Source organism: Arthrobacter sp. TRD_SC_6, from assembly GCF_055361185.1.
This window is the reverse complement of sequence record NZ_CM143953.1, coordinates 3,170,320-3,188,232: the sequence shown is the minus strand read 5'-3', so window position 1 is coordinate 3,188,232 and position 17,913 is coordinate 3,170,320. Positions and strand designations below refer to the sequence as shown.

Genomic DNA, 17,913 nt, shown 5'->3' with positions numbered 1-17,913 from the left:
GCGGCGGGTAACGTAGTAATCACGCCGCGGGGTGGAGCAGTTCGGTAGCTCGCTGGGCTCATAACCCAGAGGTCGCAAGTTCAAATCTTGCCCCCGCAACAAGTAAGAAAGTCCCGGAAGGTTCGCCTTCCGGGACTTTTTGTTTGTCGGCTCGTTTTCTCTTTACCACTCCGCCCGGAATCCGTTTGATGCGAAGGCCGCGCCGAGCAAGTGCTCGCCTAAACTGGGCACATGGTCGGACACAGTATTGTGGGCGGGGATGATGAGCGCGGCGAGTCCGCGCTGCAACGGATAGACCGTAATTGGCTGGAACTGCTGCAGGAACTTCGCGTCCTGCAGACCGGCATCCAGATCCTCACCGGATTCCTTCTGACCCTGCCGTTTCAGGCACGCTTCACAGAGCTGGACAGCTTCCAGGTGACCGTCTACCTGGTCCTCGTGGTGCTCTCAGCCCTCATAACGTCCCTACTTCTGGCGACGGTGATCATGCACCGCACTTTCTTCCGACTGCGCATCAAGGAAACCCTGGTCCGCAATGCGGACCGCATCCTGCGAGCGGCAATGGTGCTCATCGGGCTGGTGCTCGTAGGCACCACGGGCTTGATCTTCGACATCGTGCTGAACCGGATGGCTGGCACGATCACCGCCATCAGCCTTGCCTTGCTTATCTGCGCTCTCTGGGTCGCAGTGCCAGAACTGCTCAAGCGGCGTTCGGTGAAGAACGCTACCGGGAGCGCAATTCCTGGTACGCGTTGAGGGCGCGTGCACGCGATTCCTTCAGGTCCACCAGCGGCGCTGCATAACCGTCCACCGGGTCCTTCCACGGTTCGTGAACGTCTGCCGCCGCCCGTAACTCAGGAATCCAGCGGCGCAGGTAGCCGCCGTCGGCGTCGAACTTCTTGCTTTGCGTCACAGGGTTGAAGACCCGGAAGTAGGGTGCAGCGTCGGCTCCCGATCCAGCGACCCATTGCCAGTTTGCAGCGTTGTTCGCGGAGTCAGCGTCCACCAGGGTGTCCCAGAACCAGGCCTCACCGACCCGCCAATCCACCATCAGGTTTTTCACGAGGAATGATGCAACGGCCATTCGCACGCGGTTGTGCATCCAACCGGTGTGCCAAAGCTGCCGCATCCCAGCATCGATCAGCGGATATCCGGTCTGACCGTGGCGCCAGGCGTCCAGTTCCTCCTCCGACGGTTGTTGCCAGGGGAAAGCGTCGAACTGGGGACGGTAGTTCTTCGTCGCCAGCTCGGGGTTGTGGTACTGCAGTTGCCAGCAGAACTCCCGCCAGCCAATCTCATTGCCGAAGACCGTGATGTCACGCGCAATCTCGGGGTGCCGGCTCTGCTCGGCAGCATGCCAGACCTGGAAGGGGCTCACTTCCCCGAACTTCAGGTGCGGCGACAGCCGGCTGGTGCCATCAACGTTGGGGCGGTCGCGGGCCTCGGAGTATCCGCTGATGGTTCCGCCAAGAAAGTCGCTGAGGAATTTCTGTCCGGTCGGCTCACCCGGTGTCCAGGTTTCGCGCAGTCCGCCGGCCCAATCAGGCCTAGTGGGAAGCAACGGCCACGCTGCGAGATCCTCAGAGGCAGCTGCGGGGCCCCGGAGCGCCGCAGGGGCATCGAGCGGTGCGCGAGGCTCCGGCCGGGACCGGCAGGCGCGCCAGAACGGCGTGAACACACGGTATGGCTCTCCGGCCCCATTGGTGACGTCCCAGGGCTCGAAGAGCAGGTTGGCCTGAAAGCTGTGTACCTCGAGACCGCGTTCGGAGAGCGCGGTTTTGATGCTTGCATCGAGATTCCGCTCGCCGTATCCGTAGCGACGGTTCCAGTACACTGCATCAGCACCGGTCTCTTCGGCGATCCCCTCGATCGCCTCCTTAGCGCCGCCCGAGCGCAGCACTAACGGCACACCGAGTCGCTCCAGAGCGTCGCGGAGCGAGGCGAGGGAGTGGTGCAGCCACCAGCGGGACGCTCCGCCAAGCGGCCTGATCCCCTCGCTGACGTCATCAAGGACATAGCAGACGACGACGTCGCCCCTGCCAGCCGCAGCGTGCAGGGCGGGGTTGTCGGACACCCGCAGGTCGTCCCGCAGCCAAACTACTGTAAGCGCCACGCGTCCCTCCTTGCTTCGTCAGGCGTTAAGCAGGACGACGACGGTCCAGCAGGGGCCGTCGTCGTCCTTGATCCGTTGGATCAGTACTGCGGGGTTTCCTCGCCCTGCTCAATCGCGGAGCGGGGCTGCTCGGAGCTGCCGGATTTCAGCGCCGCGAGCCTGGCCTCGATCTCCGTCTGCTCACCGAGGTCCTCGAGGCTTTCGAACTGCGCGTCGAGGGAGGAGTTTGCCAGCTCGTTCTGGCCAAGCACCTTGGCTTCTTCACGGCGGATCTTTTCCTCGAAACGTCCAACCTCGCTGGTGGGATCCATGAAGTCGATGCTCTTCATGGCGTCGTGCACCTGGGACTGGGCGGCAGCGGTGCGCGAGCGGGCAATGAGCTCGTCCCGCTTGCTCGTGAGCTCGCCGAGTTTGCCCTTCATCTGGTTCAGGCCGGTCTTGAGCTTGTCCACGATCTCGGTCTGCGAGGAGATTGTCGGTTCGGCGCCCTTGGCCTCGTTCTCGGCCTGCATCTGGCGCTGGATGGCGACCTTCGCGAGGTTGTCGAATTTCTCGGCGTCCACGGTGTCTCCGGACGTCCGGTATTCATCAGCCTTGCGTGAGGCTGCGAGAGCTTTGTTTCCCCAGTTCCGGGCGTTCTCGCGGTCCTCGTTGTAGTCCTCCTGCAGCATGCGCAGGTTGCCGATGGTCTGCGCAACGGCGCTTTCCGCTTCAGCGATGCTGTTGGAGTAATCCCGGACCATCTGATCCAGCATCTTCTGGGGGTCTTCAGCCTGATCCAGAATCGAGTTGATGTTGGCTTTCGCGAGAGTCGCGATACGTCCGAAAATTGATTGCTTTACCATTGGTTACCTTTCGATGTGCCTGTGTTCTTCACTGCTGAGAAATCACTGTCTGCGCCACTGCGTGCGCGCAGGCGCCGTGTGCAGAAGCTCCGTTAGAAGTCCCCGAATCCGCCGCCGAAATCACCAAACCCTCCGCCGCCGGCATCGAATCCTCCGAAGCCGCCGCCACCGAACATGCCGCCGTCGCCTCCGCCGCCGAAGTCGCCACCTCCGCCGCCAAAATCTCCACCCCCGCCGAAGAATCCTCCGCCGTGACCGCCGCCGTTGAGGATGGAGCCGATAAGGATGCCGCCCAGCAGGGCTCCACCCATACCGTTTCCGCCGCCCCCGAACATGCCGCCGCCTCCGAAGCCGCCCATGCGGCCGCCAAAGCCCTCGACATCCTGTTGGGCGAGGCCGCCCGCCTGCTCCGCGAGGGTGACTGCCTGCTGGGCATGCGAGAGTGCAGTGACTGGATCATCGGACTGGATCTGGAGCGCGTAGTCGAGGTTCCGCTCGGCTTCCGCCAGCCGCGTGCGGGCTTCGCTGCCTACTCCGCCACGACGCGCACGGATGTAGTCGGCGGTGCCCGAGATGCGGGATTGGGCGGCCATGATTGTGTGCTGCAGGCTTTCCCGGGCGCGGCGCGTCTGGTCCGCGTGATCCCTCACGCCTCCAAGGGCTGAATCAAGCTGGTTGTGGGCCGCTTCGATGCGTTGCAGGAGGGAGACGGGGTCGAAGTTGCCCTTGGCTATCTCGTGCCGAACCATGTCGAGGGCAGCGGTGGTCCCTGCCACTGGCCCGGCAAGTTCCGGGTTGGAACCGGCGGACACCATGGCTTGGGCCTGCGCCAGATCCTGGGCGGTGTCCGAAACAGCCTGTTCCATTTCACGTTCGGCGCTGGCAAGTTCAGAAGCCCGCCGATCGATCGCTTCCAGCAACACCTTCGTCTGGTGGACGCCTTCCTCAGTGGCGCGCACGGCCACGACGGCGGCACTGGTGTTCCCCGCGGACAGGTGCTGTTGAGCGGTGGACGCGGCGTTATCCACAAACTGGAGGCGCTCGCGGGCCTGCTCCACGTTGTCCTCGATCTGAACCGTGGCTGATGGGGCATAGCGGCTCTTCAACTGCCGGAGAGTCTCTTCAGCAGCGCTAAGCCGGGTGCCGACGTCGGCCGCTGCCCGCTGCGCATCCTCAAGTGCCTGGGGCGCATTCCTCTCAAGCTTCCGGAGGGCATCAAAGTCGGTTTTGTGCTCCTGCAGGCTGGCGTTGACCGATTCGCAGCGGCGGATGATGTCGCCCAGCCACTTGCGTTGGTCTTCCTCAGTGTCCGGAATGTGGTCATCGAGCTGTTGCTGCAGTTTGAAGGATTCACTCATGTGGGCCTTGGCGTTCGCGATGTCATCGGCGAAAGGCCTGACAGATTCATCGCCGTACTGCGCTCCTGCGAAATCCAGTTCCTGCTCACTTGACTTGATGGCATCATCGGCGGCGATCAACAGGCTACCCGCACGTTTGCGGAGATCTTCCACGCTGACTGAGGCAAGGGGGTCGAGCACCTCACCGTCCGCACCCCGGCCGGGACCGAAATCAATTTCGCCCGGGCGTTGTTGCTGAACCTGCGCGTGACCGGCGTTGCTCCGGCGCGATTTGGACCGGAGGTAGAAGTACCCGCCTGCCCCAGCGAGAATGAGTAGTGCACCAATGAAAAGGATGGAGCCCATTCCGCCTGCAGCGTCGCCGGAGTTGCCGGCTCCTTCGATTGTGCCGCCGTCGAGCACCTGAGCGACCGCGGTGCTCGCTGAGATCGCGGCACCGTCCCAGTCCCGTTCCGTCAACTCCGGTCGAACTTCCGAGTCATAAATTGCTTGCGCCTGACGATCCACGGCACTTGACCGGTCCGCAAGAATTGCGGCGTCTCTTTGGTCGACCGCCACTACAAGGATGGCGTCGTCTGGCGCGAAATCGCTGGTAACAGCCGAAGCCTCTGCCCAGCCCAAAGCATCCGAAGGGCTTTCGAAAGAATCCACGTAGGCGACATGCAAGGTGTAGCCGTGGTCGCGTTCAAGGGTGGAGATGGCTTGCTCGACCTGCTGCTGTTCGCCGTCGCTCAGCACATCAGCCTGATCGATGACGGTTTCGGAGCCGAAGTCCACGGGCGTGGCGGCCATCGCTGCGGGAACCGCCAGTGGACTCGTCAGCGCGAGGGCTCCAAGACCCGCGGCAGCTGAAATTCGTGTGGTGCTCGGCTTCATTCACGACCCTTCAACAGTGTCCGCCGGGCGTTCCGGGAACCAGCTGAAACATCAGTGCGTCCAGGCCGCACCCCATGTCCCGCCTCACTGCGATTCTATGGTGCGGTTCAGGGGCAGTCCACCAACGGGGGTATGCCTCCAGCGAAACGGTGGGAGCCGACGGTCGTCCCCGAGAAGCGAATCCATACGGTTAGTTCACAGCGCTCGTACAGGAAACGTCAGCCGTTACTTCAGGATGGTTTGGCATAGTTCAGGGAAGCATCAGTGAAAGGACAACCGATGACCGAGAACAACGCCGGTTCGTACGGACCGCTTCCGCCACGCCCACAGAATCCCCCGAGCCATAACCAGAACCAGAGCCAGAGCCAGGACGAGGCTAACCAGAGCCACCAAGAAGCGAACCAGTCGCAACAGGCGCAGGACCAAGAGGCGACCGCCCACCCCGGAATGGGTGAGCCCGCACCGGAAAGCCATCAGCACACCCAGCAGTTCGCGGAGCAGCAGTACGGTGCCCCGTCGGGCAGCCACCCGGAAGCGCCAGCACAGCACCAGTACGCCGGTTCATTCGGCGACGTGTACGGCCACCCGGCGCCCGCCTACCCAAAGCCCCGCAAGAAGCGGGACAAGAGGCATGTGGGCGCTGGCACCTTCATCTCAGGGATGCTCGTCGCAGGGCTGCTGGGCGGTACAGTCGCGGTCGCTACCGATGCCTTCTTCGACGACGGCGCCAACGGCCAGAACACCAGCACCACGCAGCCGCAATCAGTCGTCGTCAATGACACGGAAAGCGTCAACGAGATCACTGGTGCAGCGGCGAAAGCCTCACCCAGCGTTGTCACCATTTCTGTCAACGGCGGATCATCCAGCGGCTCGGGCTCCGGAATCATCATTGACGCCGAGGGCCACATCCTGACCAACACCCACGTGGTGACGCTCGGGGGCCAGGTCTCCGAGCCTGCCGTGGAAGTTCGCACCAATGACGGCCAGGTGTTCGCGGCCGAGGTTGTCGGCACGGACCCCCTCTCTGACCTCGCTGTGATCAAGATCGACGCCCCGGATCTGCAGCCCGCAACCCTTGCGGACTCATCGGAACTCAACGTGGGAGACGTCGCGATCGCTATCGGCGCTCCGCTCGGACTGAGCGGAACGGTCACCGATGGCATTATCTCCACCCTCAACCGGACCATCAGCGTTCAGTCCTCAGCTGTACCCGAGGAACAGACGGACGCACCCCAGCAGGATCCCGGCGATGGTTTCAACTTCCTCCCGCCGGACGGATCCCAGGCGCCGCAGCAGGGCAGCCAGGGTTCCATCTACCTGAACGTGATCCAGACCGACGCCGCGATCAACCAGGGCAACTCGGGCGGTGCTCTCGTCGATTCCGAAGGCCGGATTATCGGCGTGAACGTTGCCATTGCCTCAGCGGGTTCAGGGGAGAGCGCGGGCAATATCGGCGTCGGCTTCTCCATCCCGATCAACTACGGCAAGCGCGTCGCAGAGGAAATCATCGCCAACGGCGAAGCCACCCACGGGTTCCTTGGCGTCAGCGTTGGGCCGGCAGCCTCCGGCAGCTCCGAAGGCGGCAGTGCATTCTCCGTCGGAGCGGAGGTTCAATCAGTTGAGCCCGGCAGCCCCGCGGAAGCTGCGGAACTCCGGGAAGGCGATGTCATCACGAAGGTCGGGGAACTCTCCATCGAGGACCCACAGGCCCTGACGGCGGCCGTTCGTATGATCGCCGCCGGAGATACCACCCAGGTCGAGCTGGTGCGGGGCGGCGAAACTATCACCCTTGACGTGACGGTCACCCAGCCGCCGGCAACCGACTGACGACTGGACCGGTAGAGCGGAGCAGCAGCCCTTCTTTACGGGGGGCTGCTGCTTACGTCTTATGCCTGACGTAAACGGCTAAAGCGTGTGGTTAGCTTGTGTGCGGGCAGCTAGAAGCCGTAGGAAAGGCAGCAATGGGAGAGACAGGATCCGCGCTGAAAATCGCGGTTTTGGTGAAGTACGTACCGGACGCCCAGTTCGACCGCCATTTGACTGGCAGCGCTAACACCACGGACCGCTCGGAGAGCATTCTTTCCGAGCTGGATGAATATGCGCTGGAAGCTGCGCTACAGATCACGGAGGCTCACGGCGGGCAGGCTGCCGGGCATACCGTCACAGCAGTGACGGTGGGGCCGCCAGCCGCGGCCAACGCCGTCAAGAAGGCACTCCAGATAGGCGCCCACGACGGCGTCCATCTCCTCGATGAGGCTCTCGCCGGCTCCGACGCTTCCGGCACCTCGAAGGCACTCGCGGCCGTTGTTCGCCATCTCGGCGCGGTGGACCTGGTGCTGACCGGCATGTCATCGACCGATGGTGAGACCTCCCTCGTGCCCGCGCAGCTAGCCGAGCTGCTGGACCTGCCACAGGTGACGTTCGCTTCCAGCCTGGACCTGAGGAACGACGACGGCGCCTGGCACCTGAGTGCCCGCCGTGAAAGCGATCACTTCGCCGAGAACCTGGAGAGCGCGGTTCCTGCCGTGGTTTCCGTGACTGACCAGATCAACGAGCCCCGCTACCCCAACTTCAAGGGGATTATGGCGGCGAAGAAGAAGACCATCGCTACCCTCTCGCTGGCGGACATCGGGTTGGATCCATCGGAGGTTGGGCACGCCGGCGCGTGGACCCGGGTGGAGGACGCACAGCAACGGCCGCCCCGCTCACAGGGCACCATCATCACTGACGAAGGCGATGCCGGCATCCGTCTGGTCGACTTCCTTGCCGAGCAGAAACTGCTCTGACCGACCCGCCCAGCGGAACCTACTCGAAGGAGCCTTTTGCTATGGCAACCGTCCTTGTCTACATAGACAACCCGGGGGAGTCCCTCCACAAGACCGACCGCGAGCTACTCACCCTCGCAGGCAGCCTCGGGACAACCGCGGCAGCGCTGGTCGGCGAAGTTTCACCTGCTGTGCTGGATGAACTTGGCGCCTACGGTGTGGAGCACCTTTACCAGTCCTCCAACGACGAACTCAGTGCCGTTCTGGTCGCCGGCAAGGCTGCGTTCCTCGCCACGGCCGCCGGAGCCTCCGAAGCCGACGTCGTCCTACTCGGTAATACATTCGAGGCCCGGGAGATCGCGGCGCGTACCGGAATCCGGCTTTCTTCAGGCGTGATCACCGACGCCGTGGCGGTGACGGCAGACTTCCGGGTAACCAAGTCCGTCTTCGCGGGCTCCTACAGCGTCGAGGCAACTGTCACCAGCGGAACGCCCATCATCACCGTGAAGGCAAACAGCGTCGAAGCAGCATCGCCCGCCGCGGGCCAGGCACCTGTCCGCCACTTGCTGGACGTTCCACAGCCGGTTGCCGCGGCGCGCATCACTGGCCGGACGGACAAAGCGGCCAGCGGCCGGCCAAGCCTGGATGAGGCTCCCGTCGTTGTAGCCGGCGGGCGCGGCGTCGACGGCGACTTCGGTCCCGTCGAGGACCTGGCGGACGCGTTGGGAGGAGCGGTCGGAGCATCCCGCGCAGCCACGGACGCCGGTTGGATTGAGCACTCCGCCCAGGTTGGGCAGACCGGTAAGACCGTCTCCCCGCAGCTCTACATCTCGGCCGGTATTTCCGGAGCAATTCAGCAGAAGTCAGGCATGCAGACGGCAAGGATAATTGTGGCCGTCAACAAAGACGCCGATGCCCCGGTCTTCGAAATCGCGGACTTCGGCATCGTCGGCGACCTCAAAACCGTGCTTCCCCAAGCCACCGAAGAAATCAAGCGGCGCAAGGGCTAGAAGTGGACGTATCCTCACCAGCGGCGCGCCACAACCCGCGCCGTGTTCTCTGTTTTGTTGCGCACCCCGACGACATCGACTTCGGGGCTGCCGGCACCATCGCGCAGTGGACGGCCGCTGGCGTCGTCGTCAGTTACTGCATTATGACCGACGGCGACGCCGGTGGGTTCTCCGACGATCACCGGCATAACATCGTGGAACGCCGGCGTGAAGAGCAGCGCTCCGCCGCCCGGATGGTTGGCGTTGAAACCGTGCACTTCCTGGGTCACCGTGACGGTTTACTCGAACCAAGTGGTGAGGTGGTGGCCGGCGTGGTCGAACTGATCCGCCGTGAGCGCCCGGACATTGTGCTCTCGATGCACCCCGAGCGGAACTGGGACCGGATCCAGAAAAGCCACCCCGACCATCTTGCCTGCGGAGAGGCTGTCACCCGTGCGGTCTATCCGGCAGCGGAGAACCCCTACGCGTTCCCGCAGCTGGCGGCGGAAGGGCTTGAGGCGTACAGGGTTCCCTGGCTGTGGTTCATCGGCGGGCCAACCCAGCTGGAGAACCACTTCGTCGACATGACCGATCATGTGGAAGACAAAATGCGGGCACTGCATTTCCACGCCAGCCAGCACCCGGACATCGAGCGGATGGACCGATCCGTCCGCGGCTTCCTCAGCGCGAACGCCAAGCGGGCAGGCCTGCCGGAGGGGCATAGCGCAGAACTGTTCCAAGCGGTGCCGGTCAACACGGAAGACACCATCGCGGGCTTCTGAAGTTCCGGACCCAAGAACAGGGAGGGGTGCCGCGTGATGCGACACCCCCTGCTGTGCTGATTAGGTTAGGCGCTGAACGGAATCTCGGCCACCATGGGCAGCGTAGGCGATTCAGACCCGCCTTCGGGCTCAACCGTGATTGCGAGGCCTTGATAGGCGTTGATGCCCTCAACCGTGAGTTCGGTGTGAGCTACGTCCTCACCCGTCATTGTGCCGAGCGACTCCGGCGAGGCACCATCTGCGGGCACTCGCCACATCTGGTAGACCTTGCCTTCCGGCGGAGCAGGCACACCATCCAGCGTGACGACGGCGGCATCTTCCGATGACGAGAAGGCCAGTTCTGCTGTCCCTGTCTCACCGATGGCTATCTGCTGCCGCTGTAGGTCGGCAGCCTGCAGGATCTCCTCCTGGACGGAAGATGGCTGCAGGTTCTGGGCGACGGTCACACCTCCGACTGCGACGATGACGGCCGCGGCGGCAGCCATGAGCCAGCGTGCAGCCGAGGGCTTGCGGCGCTGCTCACGGCGAGCCGTCAACTCGTCAACGGGTGCATCGGCAGCGGGCGCAGGAGAATGTGTCGCAACCTCTTCCCGGGGCAGGTTGCCGATGATCCTGTCGAGCAAGCCCGAAGGCGGATCCGCTTCATCAACGGCGTATGCCTGGACCAGTGTCTCCTGTGCCGACCGGACCCGTAGGTCAAAAGCCGCACGTTCATTTGGAGCGGCGCCTGAGATGTAGTCCTCGAGTGTGGTGCGCTCCTCTTCGCTCACAGCATCCAGGGCGTACATCTCAGCCCACTCAAGGGCCAGGCCATTGGCCAGGTCCTGTTGAAGATTGTCTGCAAACTGCTTGTTCATATCCTTGTCCTGCATCTCAGTTCACCCCCAAACAGGTTTTCAGTCGGATCAAACCGTCGCGGATGCGGGATTTGATGGTTGGTACCGCGACTTCGAGCTTCTCGGCGACCTCGCGGTAGGTCAGCCCCCCGTAGTACGCGAGCCTTACGGACTCGCGCTGTGTGTCAGTCAGTGTGTCGAGACAATGCACAACAGCTTCGGCTTCCAGCCGCTGGGTGACGGTGTCGACGACGTCGTCGTGGTCTTTGACCTGCATGGCCGCGCCATAGCGGGCCTCGCGTTGGCTGGAGCTCTGTTCCGACCGGACTTTGTCCACAGCCCGACGATGAGCGAGGGTCATGAGCCAGGCCATGGGACTGCCGGCCTCCGGATTGAACCGGTCTGCCATGTTCCATACCTGCAGGTAGACCTCCTGCGTTGTGTCTTCACTCAACTCGGGGTCGATCAGCACCCGCCTCGCCAAACCGTAGACCCGGCGGGAGGTCTGCGCATAGAACTCAGCAAAGGCTTGCTCGTCCTTTTGCGCGACTCTATGCAGGAGCCGGGCCAAAGCGGGTGCTGAACCAGCGGGCTCACCCGTCTGTTCAGCATCCGGTCCCGCAGGGGTCATCCGGCTTACACGTGGCGTATCCATAGGTTTCAAGCATAAAGCGCCCGGATGTTTATCCAGAACACGGTGACCATGAGTGCGTGTCAGTGTTGCCGCACCTGTGCGCACTCCATTCATCCGCTCCGCCCGCCGTTCCTAGAGGAAGCACTCAAATAAGCGTTCGGTGCCTCCGTCTGTAGCTGCAGTAAACAGTTGGACCCACAAGCGTGAGATCACGAAGTCGAATCCAACCGAGCCACCAGCAACTGTTGACACCTATAATTCGGAACAGGTTCACATCCGGATGGGCGCCGCCACAGACTGTTAACGCGTTGCAACCGCGATCAGCGAGTTGGCGTTCAGCGTGAAGTCTTTTTCCAGCGATGCCAGGAACTGCTCCTGGACCCGGGCGCGCCCTTCCTCATCAGCCGGAAGCAGGTGGCGGTAGCCGCTGCCAAGGACAAGGGTCCAGGCCAGGTCATGGTCCAGGGGAACCTGAAGCGGCGCGTCATGCACCTCGACGGAGGCGAAGCCCTGTCGCAGCAGGAAGTCCTCAAGCTTCTCTGCCGAGGAAATTTCGGCAAGCTGACGGGTGGGGGTGGGCTCGGGAAGCTCCCGCAGATGAGGCTGCTCCGCCCAGGCCGCTTCCTGTAGGAGGGTGGCAAAAGGCTCGTGCGCCTGCCCCTGCCACGTACTCATGGCCAGCCTGCCGCCGTCCCGCAACAGCCCGCCAAGGTGACGGGTGGCAGTTGCCATGTCGGGGAGGAAGAACAATCCGTAGCAGCAGAGCACGGCATCGTAAGGGGTCCCATCAGCAGTCCAGGCGGACACGTCTGCTTCCCGGAAGTCCACCGTGCCGATACCGAGTGCGGAGGCCTTCGCGGCAGCGAGGCTGAGCATTTCCTTTGAGAGGTCGACGGCGTCAACGTGCCCTTCGGAGCCGACAAGCTGCGCGGCCGGGATGGTGCTGGCACCGCTGCCGCAGCAGGCGTCGAGCACATTTTCGCCCACGTGCAGGTCAGCTGCTGCAACCACCGCATTACCCATGACGTTCCACAGTGCGGGAGCCAGGCGCTCGAAGTGCTCCGCGCCGTCGTCGAACAGATTTCCGACGTGCAACTTGTGCGCAGTCATGTGGTTTCCTTTACATTCGTGCGGCTCTCGGGTGCTCCCGCGAAGCCTAATTGACGCCAGGCTTCGTAAACCACAATCGAGGCTGCATTCGCCAGGTTCAGCGAGCGCCGCGAGGGCAACATAGGCAGGCGGACCCGCGCAGTAACCTCGGGGAGGTTCTTCACGGCATCCGGCAGTCCCACCGATTCCGGGCCGAACAGAAGAACATCACCGGGTTGGTAGGTGATGTCCGAGTAGGTGGCGTCCCCATCAGAGGTGTACGCGAAGAGGCGCTTCGGTCGCAGCGCGGCGAGGGCTGTCGGGAGATCCGGATGAACGGTCAACACAGCAAGGTCGTGGTAATCCAGCCCAGCACGTCGAAGCTTTGCGTCGTCCAGGTCAAAACCCAGCGGTTCCACCAGATGGAGTTCCGCGCCGGTTACAGCGGCGAGGCGGATGGCGTTGCCGGTATTGCCTGGAATCTCTGGGGTGTAGAAAAGTATGCGGAGCACTGGGCAATCCTAGCGGCCAGCGGCGCTGAGCAGCCGCGACAGCACGGGCACCTGGACGGTATTGGGCTGCGGGCCATCGGACAGGAATTGCCGCACTTCCCTCAACAACGTGCCCGGATTGGTGACGTGTACGGAAACCAGGCCGGAGCGGTCAAGGGTGGGCGGGTAATCGATGATGGGCTCGAACGGATTGTCCGGTGCGCCGTGCAGCACCAGCCACCCGCGCACGTTGCACTCCGGGAATAATTCCTGGACCCAGCGCACGGTTTGAGCCATCCGCACATCCCCGGCAGGCCGGCCGCGGTGCCGCAACTGCTGCCCGTCCCACGCGTAGTTTCCCGGCGGCGCCATGAGCGAGTCGATCACGGCTATGCGGTACCCAGCCAGGAGGGCATGGCCCGCTTCGGGGCCTGAACTGAAGTGCAGGCCATTGACCAGGCGCGCTGCGGGGAACCCCTGCAGCAGGCTGCCCTCGACGAGGCGCGCGGTGGCGCGTTCGCCGTCGTACCTTGCCGTTGTTCCGGACCGCAGGCGGGCAAGCCGGCCCGGCTGCCGCGCGTCGCCGTGCACCTGCTGCCCCGCGACGGTCCGGGGCACCGAATTCGCAACTGTCCCGGTTCCAGAGGAAGCCGCGTAGGGCGGCTCATAGCGTGCAGCCTGGGCGAACGCGTCCGTCGTCGCGGGAGCGGCGGGCTTGGCTCCAGCGCGCGCTTGCGACGGCGGTGGCGCAGGCTGCGTGGGACCCGACGGCTCCCTATGGCCCAGCGTCCGGTCATAACGACGACGGCGCTCCGGGTCTGAGAGGGTTTCATACGCCACTGCCACCTCGTGGAAGAGCTCGGCGCTGCCGCCCTGGTCCGGATGGGCGGAGCGTGCAGCTCTCCGGTATGCATCCTTCACCTGCTTCCCGGAGGCGCTCCAGGTCAGCCCCAGCACGGCATAGTACGTGCGTTCAGGAGCAGGCATGTCGGCCTTTCAGGGCAGGTGGGTGCAGGATCCTCGGGCGGAGGGGTCCCCGCGCTTGACTGTAAACGGTGCGCTCACCTCCGGCAAATGGCGTGAGGCGAGCCGCCCGCGGCCGGCCCCCGATGAACCGAAGCCTGGCGGGCGCTAGCATCGGGACCATGGCGATGAGCACGAACGTACAGAGCGGACTGGACTGGTACGGCAGGGACAGCGATCGGGAGGATCACGCCGGGCTGCACTTCATTGACTGTGACTTCACTGAGATGCGCAGCAATGGCTCGGTTTTCAGCGGGTGCGTCTTCCGGAACGTCAAGTTCAATGTCTCCACGCATACGAACAGTGCCTTCGACAACTGCCGCTTTGAGAACTGCAACTTCTTCGACGCTGTCTTCGAAGCGTGCAGGTTCACCGGCAGCACATTCACGAGATCAGCACTCAAGCCCATCGAAGTGCGTGGCGGGACGTGGTCCTTTATTTCGTTTTCAGGTGCTGACCTGGAGGGTAGTACCTTCACGGACGTGAACTTCTCAGAGGCGGACTTCTCCAACGCCAACCTCAAGCGCGTGCAGTTGCGGGACTGCCGTCTCTCCAGCGTCGCCTGGAACGGGGCAGTACTCAGAGCGGCCGACCTCCGGGGCAGCGACCTCAGCGGGATAGACGCCGAGAACTTCAACGTACGCGGAGCCGTGATCGACGCTGGACAGGCGCTCGACGTAGCTGTTGCCTACGGTGCGGTCATCCGTTGAGGCTCATTCTCGCAGTCAATCCGCAGGCAGGCTCCGGTGCTGGTCCGGCGGCGGCCCGCATAGCCTCGGCCGCGCTGACACAGGCGGGCCACAGTGTGGAAATGATTGTGGCACCGGGGATGGTGGCGTTGGGTGACCGGCTCCGCGTGGTGGTGAGTGAGCGACCAGACGCGCTCATCGTGGTTGGCGGCGACGGGATGGTCCACCTCGGAGTGAACGCTGTTGCTGGCACGTCCATACGCTCGGTATTGTTCCGGCGGGCTCAGGAAACGACGCCGCCCGCTCACTGGGGCTCCCAGTCCGGAGACCCGCCAGAGCCGCTGTCGCCCTGGTCGCTCAGCTCGAACGGGAGCCCCGGAGGATAGACCTTGGCCGAATCACCGCCGTCGGCCGCTCTGACGTGTGGTTCGCCGCTTCGTGTTCGGCGGGCCTCGACGCCGTGGTGAATGCCCGCGCTAACAGCTGGTCGAAGCCGCGGGGGAGCGCGAAGTACGTGCTCGCGTTGTTGCGGGAGTTGCCGTTCTTCAGAGCGCCTTCCTACGAACTGGTGATTGACGGGCGGCATCGGGTGAGCCGGGCGACGGTGTTGTGCGTGTCGAACATGCGCTCGATTGGTGGCGGTATGGCCGTTGCTCCAGATGCACGGACCGACGACGGCCAGCTCGACCTGCTGTTGGTCGATCCCATGCCGCGTCTGAAACTGTTGCTGCTCTTTCCCCTCATCTTCTTCGGCAGGCACACTAAGTTGCGCCCAGTGCACCTCAGCCGTGTCACCGAGCTGACCATTGCCGCGCCAGGAGTAGCGCTCTTCGCTGATGGGGAACCGGTGGGGTCGGCTCCCGTGACCATCCGCGTTGAGCCGCTAGCGCTACGTGTGCTGGCCTGACCGTCACAGGCTGCCTGCAGATGGGGACAGCTCCCCATGGGGTCTGCGGGCGGGAGCCTCTAGAGTGGATCGGTAGGTTTGAGGGTATAAAAGCACAAGGACAGGAGCGAAGAGCGATGGGTGAGCCGCGCGGTCTGCTCCTGCGCAGTATGGTGCTGATCGCGGTGGCGCCCTTGCTGGCGGGATGCCAGATTGAGGTGCCGGTTTCCCCTGGCGGAACTGGTCCGACGGCGGGCACGTCCCTCCCTGCGAGCCCGGTGCCGTCGTCGTCCGCTGTGACCGCTGAACTGCCGCCGCTTCCGCGGGCGAAGATTGTCGGTGAGGACATGACCTTCAAGCGCGGGGGATACATCGAAGCCGCGGATATGGTCGCGTTCTCGGACGCAATTTCCCGCGCCGAGGGATGGAAGCAGACCAAGTTGCTGGTCAACGGTGAGTCGGTCTACGTGAGCACGGCCGGGTGCACGGTGTCCCTGCGTTACACGTCAGCCCAGGCCCCGTTGGTCGTCGCAGGCGATGACCAGGCGTCCACGGAAGCACTGTTCCGGTTCATGGACCCGAGCATCCTGCCCGAGTACCTCGTTCCCACCAGCTGGCTGTGGGGTGAAACGCCCGGAGATGCGACGGCGTCGATCGAGTTCCTGACCTACATCCAGGACGCCACGAAGGAGACACCTGCCACTGCCCTGTCCCTGCGGCTATTCCACGCCACGGGTACCGGCTTGGCGTTCACGGTTTCCTGCCCAACGAACGAGGGCCTCACCGGCGCAGTAGCCGACATCCGCAGCCGGATCTCGGTGGTCCCGCCGGGCTAACGTTCCCCGGCCCGTACCCAACGCCCGTAGAGGGCGGACCCTGAGGTCAGCAGCGAGTGCAGCGCAAAGTGTCGCAACTCGAGATTCGTTGGACCGGCTGCTATAGGCGCACCCTGGGCACCGGTGAGCAGCGGACTCACCGAGAGGCACAGTTCGTCAACGCAGTTTTCAGCAATGAACGCCCCGAAGACCGCAGGTCCCCCTTCGCACAGCACGCGGCCCTTCCCCTGTTCGCTCAGCCACGCGGCGCAGCGCGCACTGTCAACGCTTTCCTCCCCGAGAACGACGACGTCGGCAACCTCGGAGAGCGCGTCCCTCCGGCCGGTTCCGGCTGAGGCAGCCGTGAAGATCACGGGGCGGACCGGAGCGCGGGCGAACAGATCCGCGGCCGGGTCAAGGTCCAGCGACCCGGAGATGATGGCAAGGCCGGGGTGCGGCGTGAGCCCGTGGTGCGTGCGCCACTGCACGTCCTCCCCAGCGACGAGCGGGCCGGCATACCCCTCGGCGCGCACGGTGCCTGCGCCCACCAGGATGGTGTCGCACAAGCGGCGGATCAGCCCGAACAGCCGGCGGTCGCCGTCGTTCCCCAGAGGCGCCGAAACGCCGTCGAAAGTCGCCGACCCGTCGAGGCTGGCGATGAAGTTAAACCGCATCCAGGGCCGGTCCGCCGGGTAGGCGTAGAGGTCGAGGATCTGGTCATCGGAAAGGTCATTGGCGCTGCGCGGGATGAGTTGATCAATCACGGTGTGTTGACGTCTCCCATGTTGTGTTTTAGGTAGGCCGGTTCGCGCCACCCCATCACCGCTTCCACCAGGTCGATGGCCGAGCGCGAGGCGGCAACGTTGTGCATCCGCAGAATCCGGGCGCCTCCCATGGCGCACATGACTGCGGCGGCTAATGATCCTTCCACCCGCGCGTCCTTGGGCAGGTCGAGGGTTTCTCCAATGAAATCCTTGTTCGACACTGCCGCGAGGGTGGGGAAGCCAAGGCCGGCAATCTCACTGAAACGGCGGGTTATCGCCAGGGAGTGCAGGGTATTCTTGTTCAGGTCGTGGCCAGGATCGATGATGATGCGGTCCGCGCCGATTCCCAGGGCTACGGCCAGGTCCGCCTGCCGCAGGAGGAACTCGGCCACTTCCGCCACGACGTCGCGGTACGCCGGACGCCCCAGGACCTTTCGCGGCTCGGCCAGGCTGTGAGTGATGACGACGTGGGCGCCAGTGTCCGCGATGACTGACGCCAGGTCGCGGTTTCGCAGGCCCGTAGTGTCGTTGATGACGTTGGCCCCAGCCTTGATCGCCTGCTCCGCAACCTCAGGGAGGAACGTGTCGGCTGAGATAACGACGTCGGAAGCCGCACGCACGTGTTCGATCACCGGCACGATTCGGTTGGCTTCCTCCGCTGCCGGGATGAGCGGGCCGGGGGAGAAGGGCGCTCCGCCAATGTCCACCCAGTCGGCGCCGTCGGCTACGGCCCTCAGGGAAGCATCCACGGCAGCCTGCAGGGCAAAGGTGCGGCCGCCGTCGTAGAAGGAGTCCGGTGTCCGGTTGATGATCGCCATCAGCGCTATCTGGCGGTCGAAGTCGATGGTCCGGTTCCCGAAGGCGTGGCGGGGGTGCAAAAACGCCGGCAGGAACGTCGGTGCGGCCGCCGGTGCGGCAGCACGTAGGGAAGATTCATCCACAGCTCATTCATACCAGC

At 63.9% G+C, this 17,913-nt stretch carries 19 protein-coding genes and 1 tRNA gene; 10 read left to right on the top strand and 10 right to left on the bottom strand.

Translation table 11 applies throughout. From position 1 onward, the window contains the following. Positions 1 to 25 precede the first annotated feature (25 nt). Together ACWA1U_RS15120 and ACWA1U_RS15115 are read left to right on the top strand one after the other, a co-directional pair. Positions 26 to 99: transfer RNA gene (locus ACWA1U_RS15120), tRNA-Met, on the top strand. Between the two features lie 132 nt (positions 100 to 231). After that, positions 232 to 756 carry a DUF6328 family protein gene (locus tag ACWA1U_RS15115; protein ID WP_463722975.1) on the top strand — a complete coding sequence of 175 codons (525 nt, stop codon included), beginning with the start codon at positions 232 to 234 and terminating at the stop codon, positions 754 to 756. Here the strand turns inward: ACWA1U_RS15115 and ACWA1U_RS15110 are convergent. From ACWA1U_RS15110 to ACWA1U_RS15100, 3 genes are all read right to left on the bottom strand, one after another. Then, on the bottom strand, positions 725 to 2,113 hold the full coding sequence (locus ACWA1U_RS15110; protein ID WP_463722974.1) for a cryptochrome/photolyase family protein: 1,389 nt from the start codon (positions 2,111 to 2,113) through the stop codon (positions 725 to 727). The two genes, ACWA1U_RS15115 and ACWA1U_RS15110, sit on opposite strands and share 32 nt — an antisense overlap. Positions 2,114 to 2,193: 80 nt before the next feature. After that, the gene (locus tag ACWA1U_RS15105) at positions 2,194 to 2,958 is read right to left on the bottom strand and encodes a PspA/IM30 family protein (RefSeq protein WP_463722973.1); all 765 of its coding nucleotides are present in this window, start codon (positions 2,956 to 2,958) and stop codon (positions 2,194 to 2,196) included. Positions 2,959 to 3,050: 92 nt separating this feature from the next. Beyond that, complete coding sequence (locus ACWA1U_RS15100; RefSeq protein WP_463722972.1) at positions 3,051 to 5,192, bottom strand: TPM domain-containing protein; 2,142 nt, start codon at positions 5,190 to 5,192, stop codon at positions 3,051 to 3,053. Between the two features lie 279 nt (positions 5,193 to 5,471). Here ACWA1U_RS15100 and ACWA1U_RS15095 point away from each other — a divergent pair, with 279 nt between their 5' ends. From ACWA1U_RS15095 to ACWA1U_RS15080, 4 genes are all read left to right on the top strand, one after another. After that, positions 5,472 to 7,019, top strand: coding sequence for a S1C family serine protease (locus ACWA1U_RS15095; protein ID WP_463722971.1), 1,548 nt, complete (start codon positions 5,472 to 5,474; stop codon positions 7,017 to 7,019). 134 nt (positions 7,020 to 7,153) lie between these two features. Then, positions 7,154 to 7,978: an electron transfer flavoprotein subunit beta/FixA family protein gene (locus ACWA1U_RS15090; RefSeq protein WP_463722970.1), complete on the top strand. Its 825-nt coding sequence runs from the start codon at positions 7,154 to 7,156 to the stop codon at positions 7,976 to 7,978. Positions 7,979 to 8,019: 41 nt separating this feature from the next. Further along, positions 8,020 to 8,967, top strand: a complete 948-nt coding sequence (locus tag ACWA1U_RS15085; RefSeq protein WP_463722969.1) for an electron transfer flavoprotein subunit alpha/FixB family protein — start codon at positions 8,020 to 8,022, stop codon at positions 8,965 to 8,967. A 2-nt stretch (positions 8,968 to 8,969) separates the two neighbouring features. Beyond that, a complete protein-coding gene (locus ACWA1U_RS15080) occupies positions 8,970 to 9,728 on the top strand; it encodes a PIG-L deacetylase family protein (protein ID WP_463722968.1) in 759 nt (252 codons plus the stop codon). Positions 9,729 to 9,793: 65 nt separating this feature from the next. Here ACWA1U_RS15080 and ACWA1U_RS15075 read toward each other — a convergent pair whose 3' ends face one another. The 5 genes from ACWA1U_RS15075 to ACWA1U_RS15055 all read right to left on the bottom strand — a co-directional run bounded on the left by ACWA1U_RS15075 (position 9,794) and on the right by ACWA1U_RS15055 (position 13,765). Then, positions 9,794 to 10,585: an anti-sigma factor gene (locus ACWA1U_RS15075; protein WP_463722967.1), complete on the bottom strand. Its 792-nt coding sequence runs from the start codon at positions 10,583 to 10,585 to the stop codon at positions 9,794 to 9,796. A 16-nt stretch (positions 10,586 to 10,601) separates the two neighbouring features. Next, positions 10,602 to 11,219: an ECF RNA polymerase sigma factor SigK gene (gene sigK, locus ACWA1U_RS15070; protein ID WP_463722966.1), complete on the bottom strand. Its 618-nt coding sequence runs from the start codon at positions 11,217 to 11,219 to the stop codon at positions 10,602 to 10,604. A gap of 279 nt (positions 11,220 to 11,498) precedes the next feature. After that, positions 11,499 to 12,308 (bottom strand): class I SAM-dependent methyltransferase, encoded by an 810-nt coding sequence (locus ACWA1U_RS15065; RefSeq protein WP_463722965.1) that lies wholly within the window; start codon positions 12,306 to 12,308, stop codon positions 11,499 to 11,501. Beyond that, positions 12,305 to 12,799 carry a tRNA (cytidine(34)-2'-O)-methyltransferase gene (locus ACWA1U_RS15060; RefSeq protein WP_463722964.1) on the bottom strand — a complete coding sequence of 165 codons (495 nt, stop codon included), beginning with the start codon at positions 12,797 to 12,799 and terminating at the stop codon, positions 12,305 to 12,307. Before ACWA1U_RS15060 ends, ACWA1U_RS15065 begins: the two co-directional genes overlap by 4 nt. Before the next feature lie 9 nt (positions 12,800 to 12,808). After that, a complete protein-coding gene (locus ACWA1U_RS15055) occupies positions 12,809 to 13,765 on the bottom strand; it encodes a J domain-containing protein (RefSeq protein WP_463722963.1) in 957 nt (318 codons plus the stop codon). Positions 13,766 to 13,929: 164 nt separating this feature from the next. Between ACWA1U_RS15055 and ACWA1U_RS15050 the strand changes: the two genes are divergently transcribed. The 4 genes from ACWA1U_RS15050 (at position 13,930) to ACWA1U_RS15035 (ending at position 16,212) form a co-directional block, all read left to right on the top strand. Beyond that, positions 13,930 to 14,511 carry a pentapeptide repeat-containing protein gene (locus ACWA1U_RS15050; protein WP_463722962.1) on the top strand — a complete coding sequence of 194 codons (582 nt, stop codon included), beginning with the start codon at positions 13,930 to 13,932 and terminating at the stop codon, positions 14,509 to 14,511. Next, positions 14,508 to 14,876 carry a diacylglycerol kinase family protein gene (locus tag ACWA1U_RS15045; protein WP_463722961.1) on the top strand — a complete coding sequence of 123 codons (369 nt, stop codon included), beginning with the start codon at positions 14,508 to 14,510 and terminating at the stop codon, positions 14,874 to 14,876. Before ACWA1U_RS15050 ends, ACWA1U_RS15045 begins: the two co-directional genes overlap by 4 nt. Beyond that, positions 14,759 to 15,397: a diacylglycerol/lipid kinase family protein gene (locus tag ACWA1U_RS15040; RefSeq protein WP_463725062.1), complete on the top strand. Its 639-nt coding sequence runs from the start codon at positions 14,759 to 14,761 to the stop codon at positions 15,395 to 15,397. The genes ACWA1U_RS15045 and ACWA1U_RS15040 overlap by 118 nt, the downstream gene beginning before the upstream one ends. A gap of 116 nt (positions 15,398 to 15,513) precedes the next feature. Further along, positions 15,514 to 16,212 (top strand): hypothetical protein, encoded by a 699-nt coding sequence (locus tag ACWA1U_RS15035; protein WP_463722960.1) that lies wholly within the window; start codon positions 15,514 to 15,516, stop codon positions 16,210 to 16,212. Here the strand turns inward: ACWA1U_RS15035 and ACWA1U_RS15030 are convergent. Together ACWA1U_RS15030 and folP are read right to left on the bottom strand one after the other, a co-directional pair. Next, positions 16,209 to 16,955, bottom strand: a complete 747-nt coding sequence (locus ACWA1U_RS15030; protein WP_463722959.1) for a pyrimidine reductase family protein — start codon at positions 16,953 to 16,955, stop codon at positions 16,209 to 16,211. The genes ACWA1U_RS15035 and ACWA1U_RS15030 overlap by 4 nt on opposite strands. Beyond that, positions 16,952 to 17,896 carry a dihydropteroate synthase gene (folP, locus tag ACWA1U_RS15025; protein WP_463722958.1) on the bottom strand — a complete coding sequence of 315 codons (945 nt, stop codon included), beginning with the start codon at positions 17,894 to 17,896 and terminating at the stop codon, positions 16,952 to 16,954. The genes ACWA1U_RS15030 and folP overlap by 4 nt, the downstream gene beginning before the upstream one ends. Between the last annotated feature and the right edge of the window lie 17 nt (positions 17,897 to 17,913).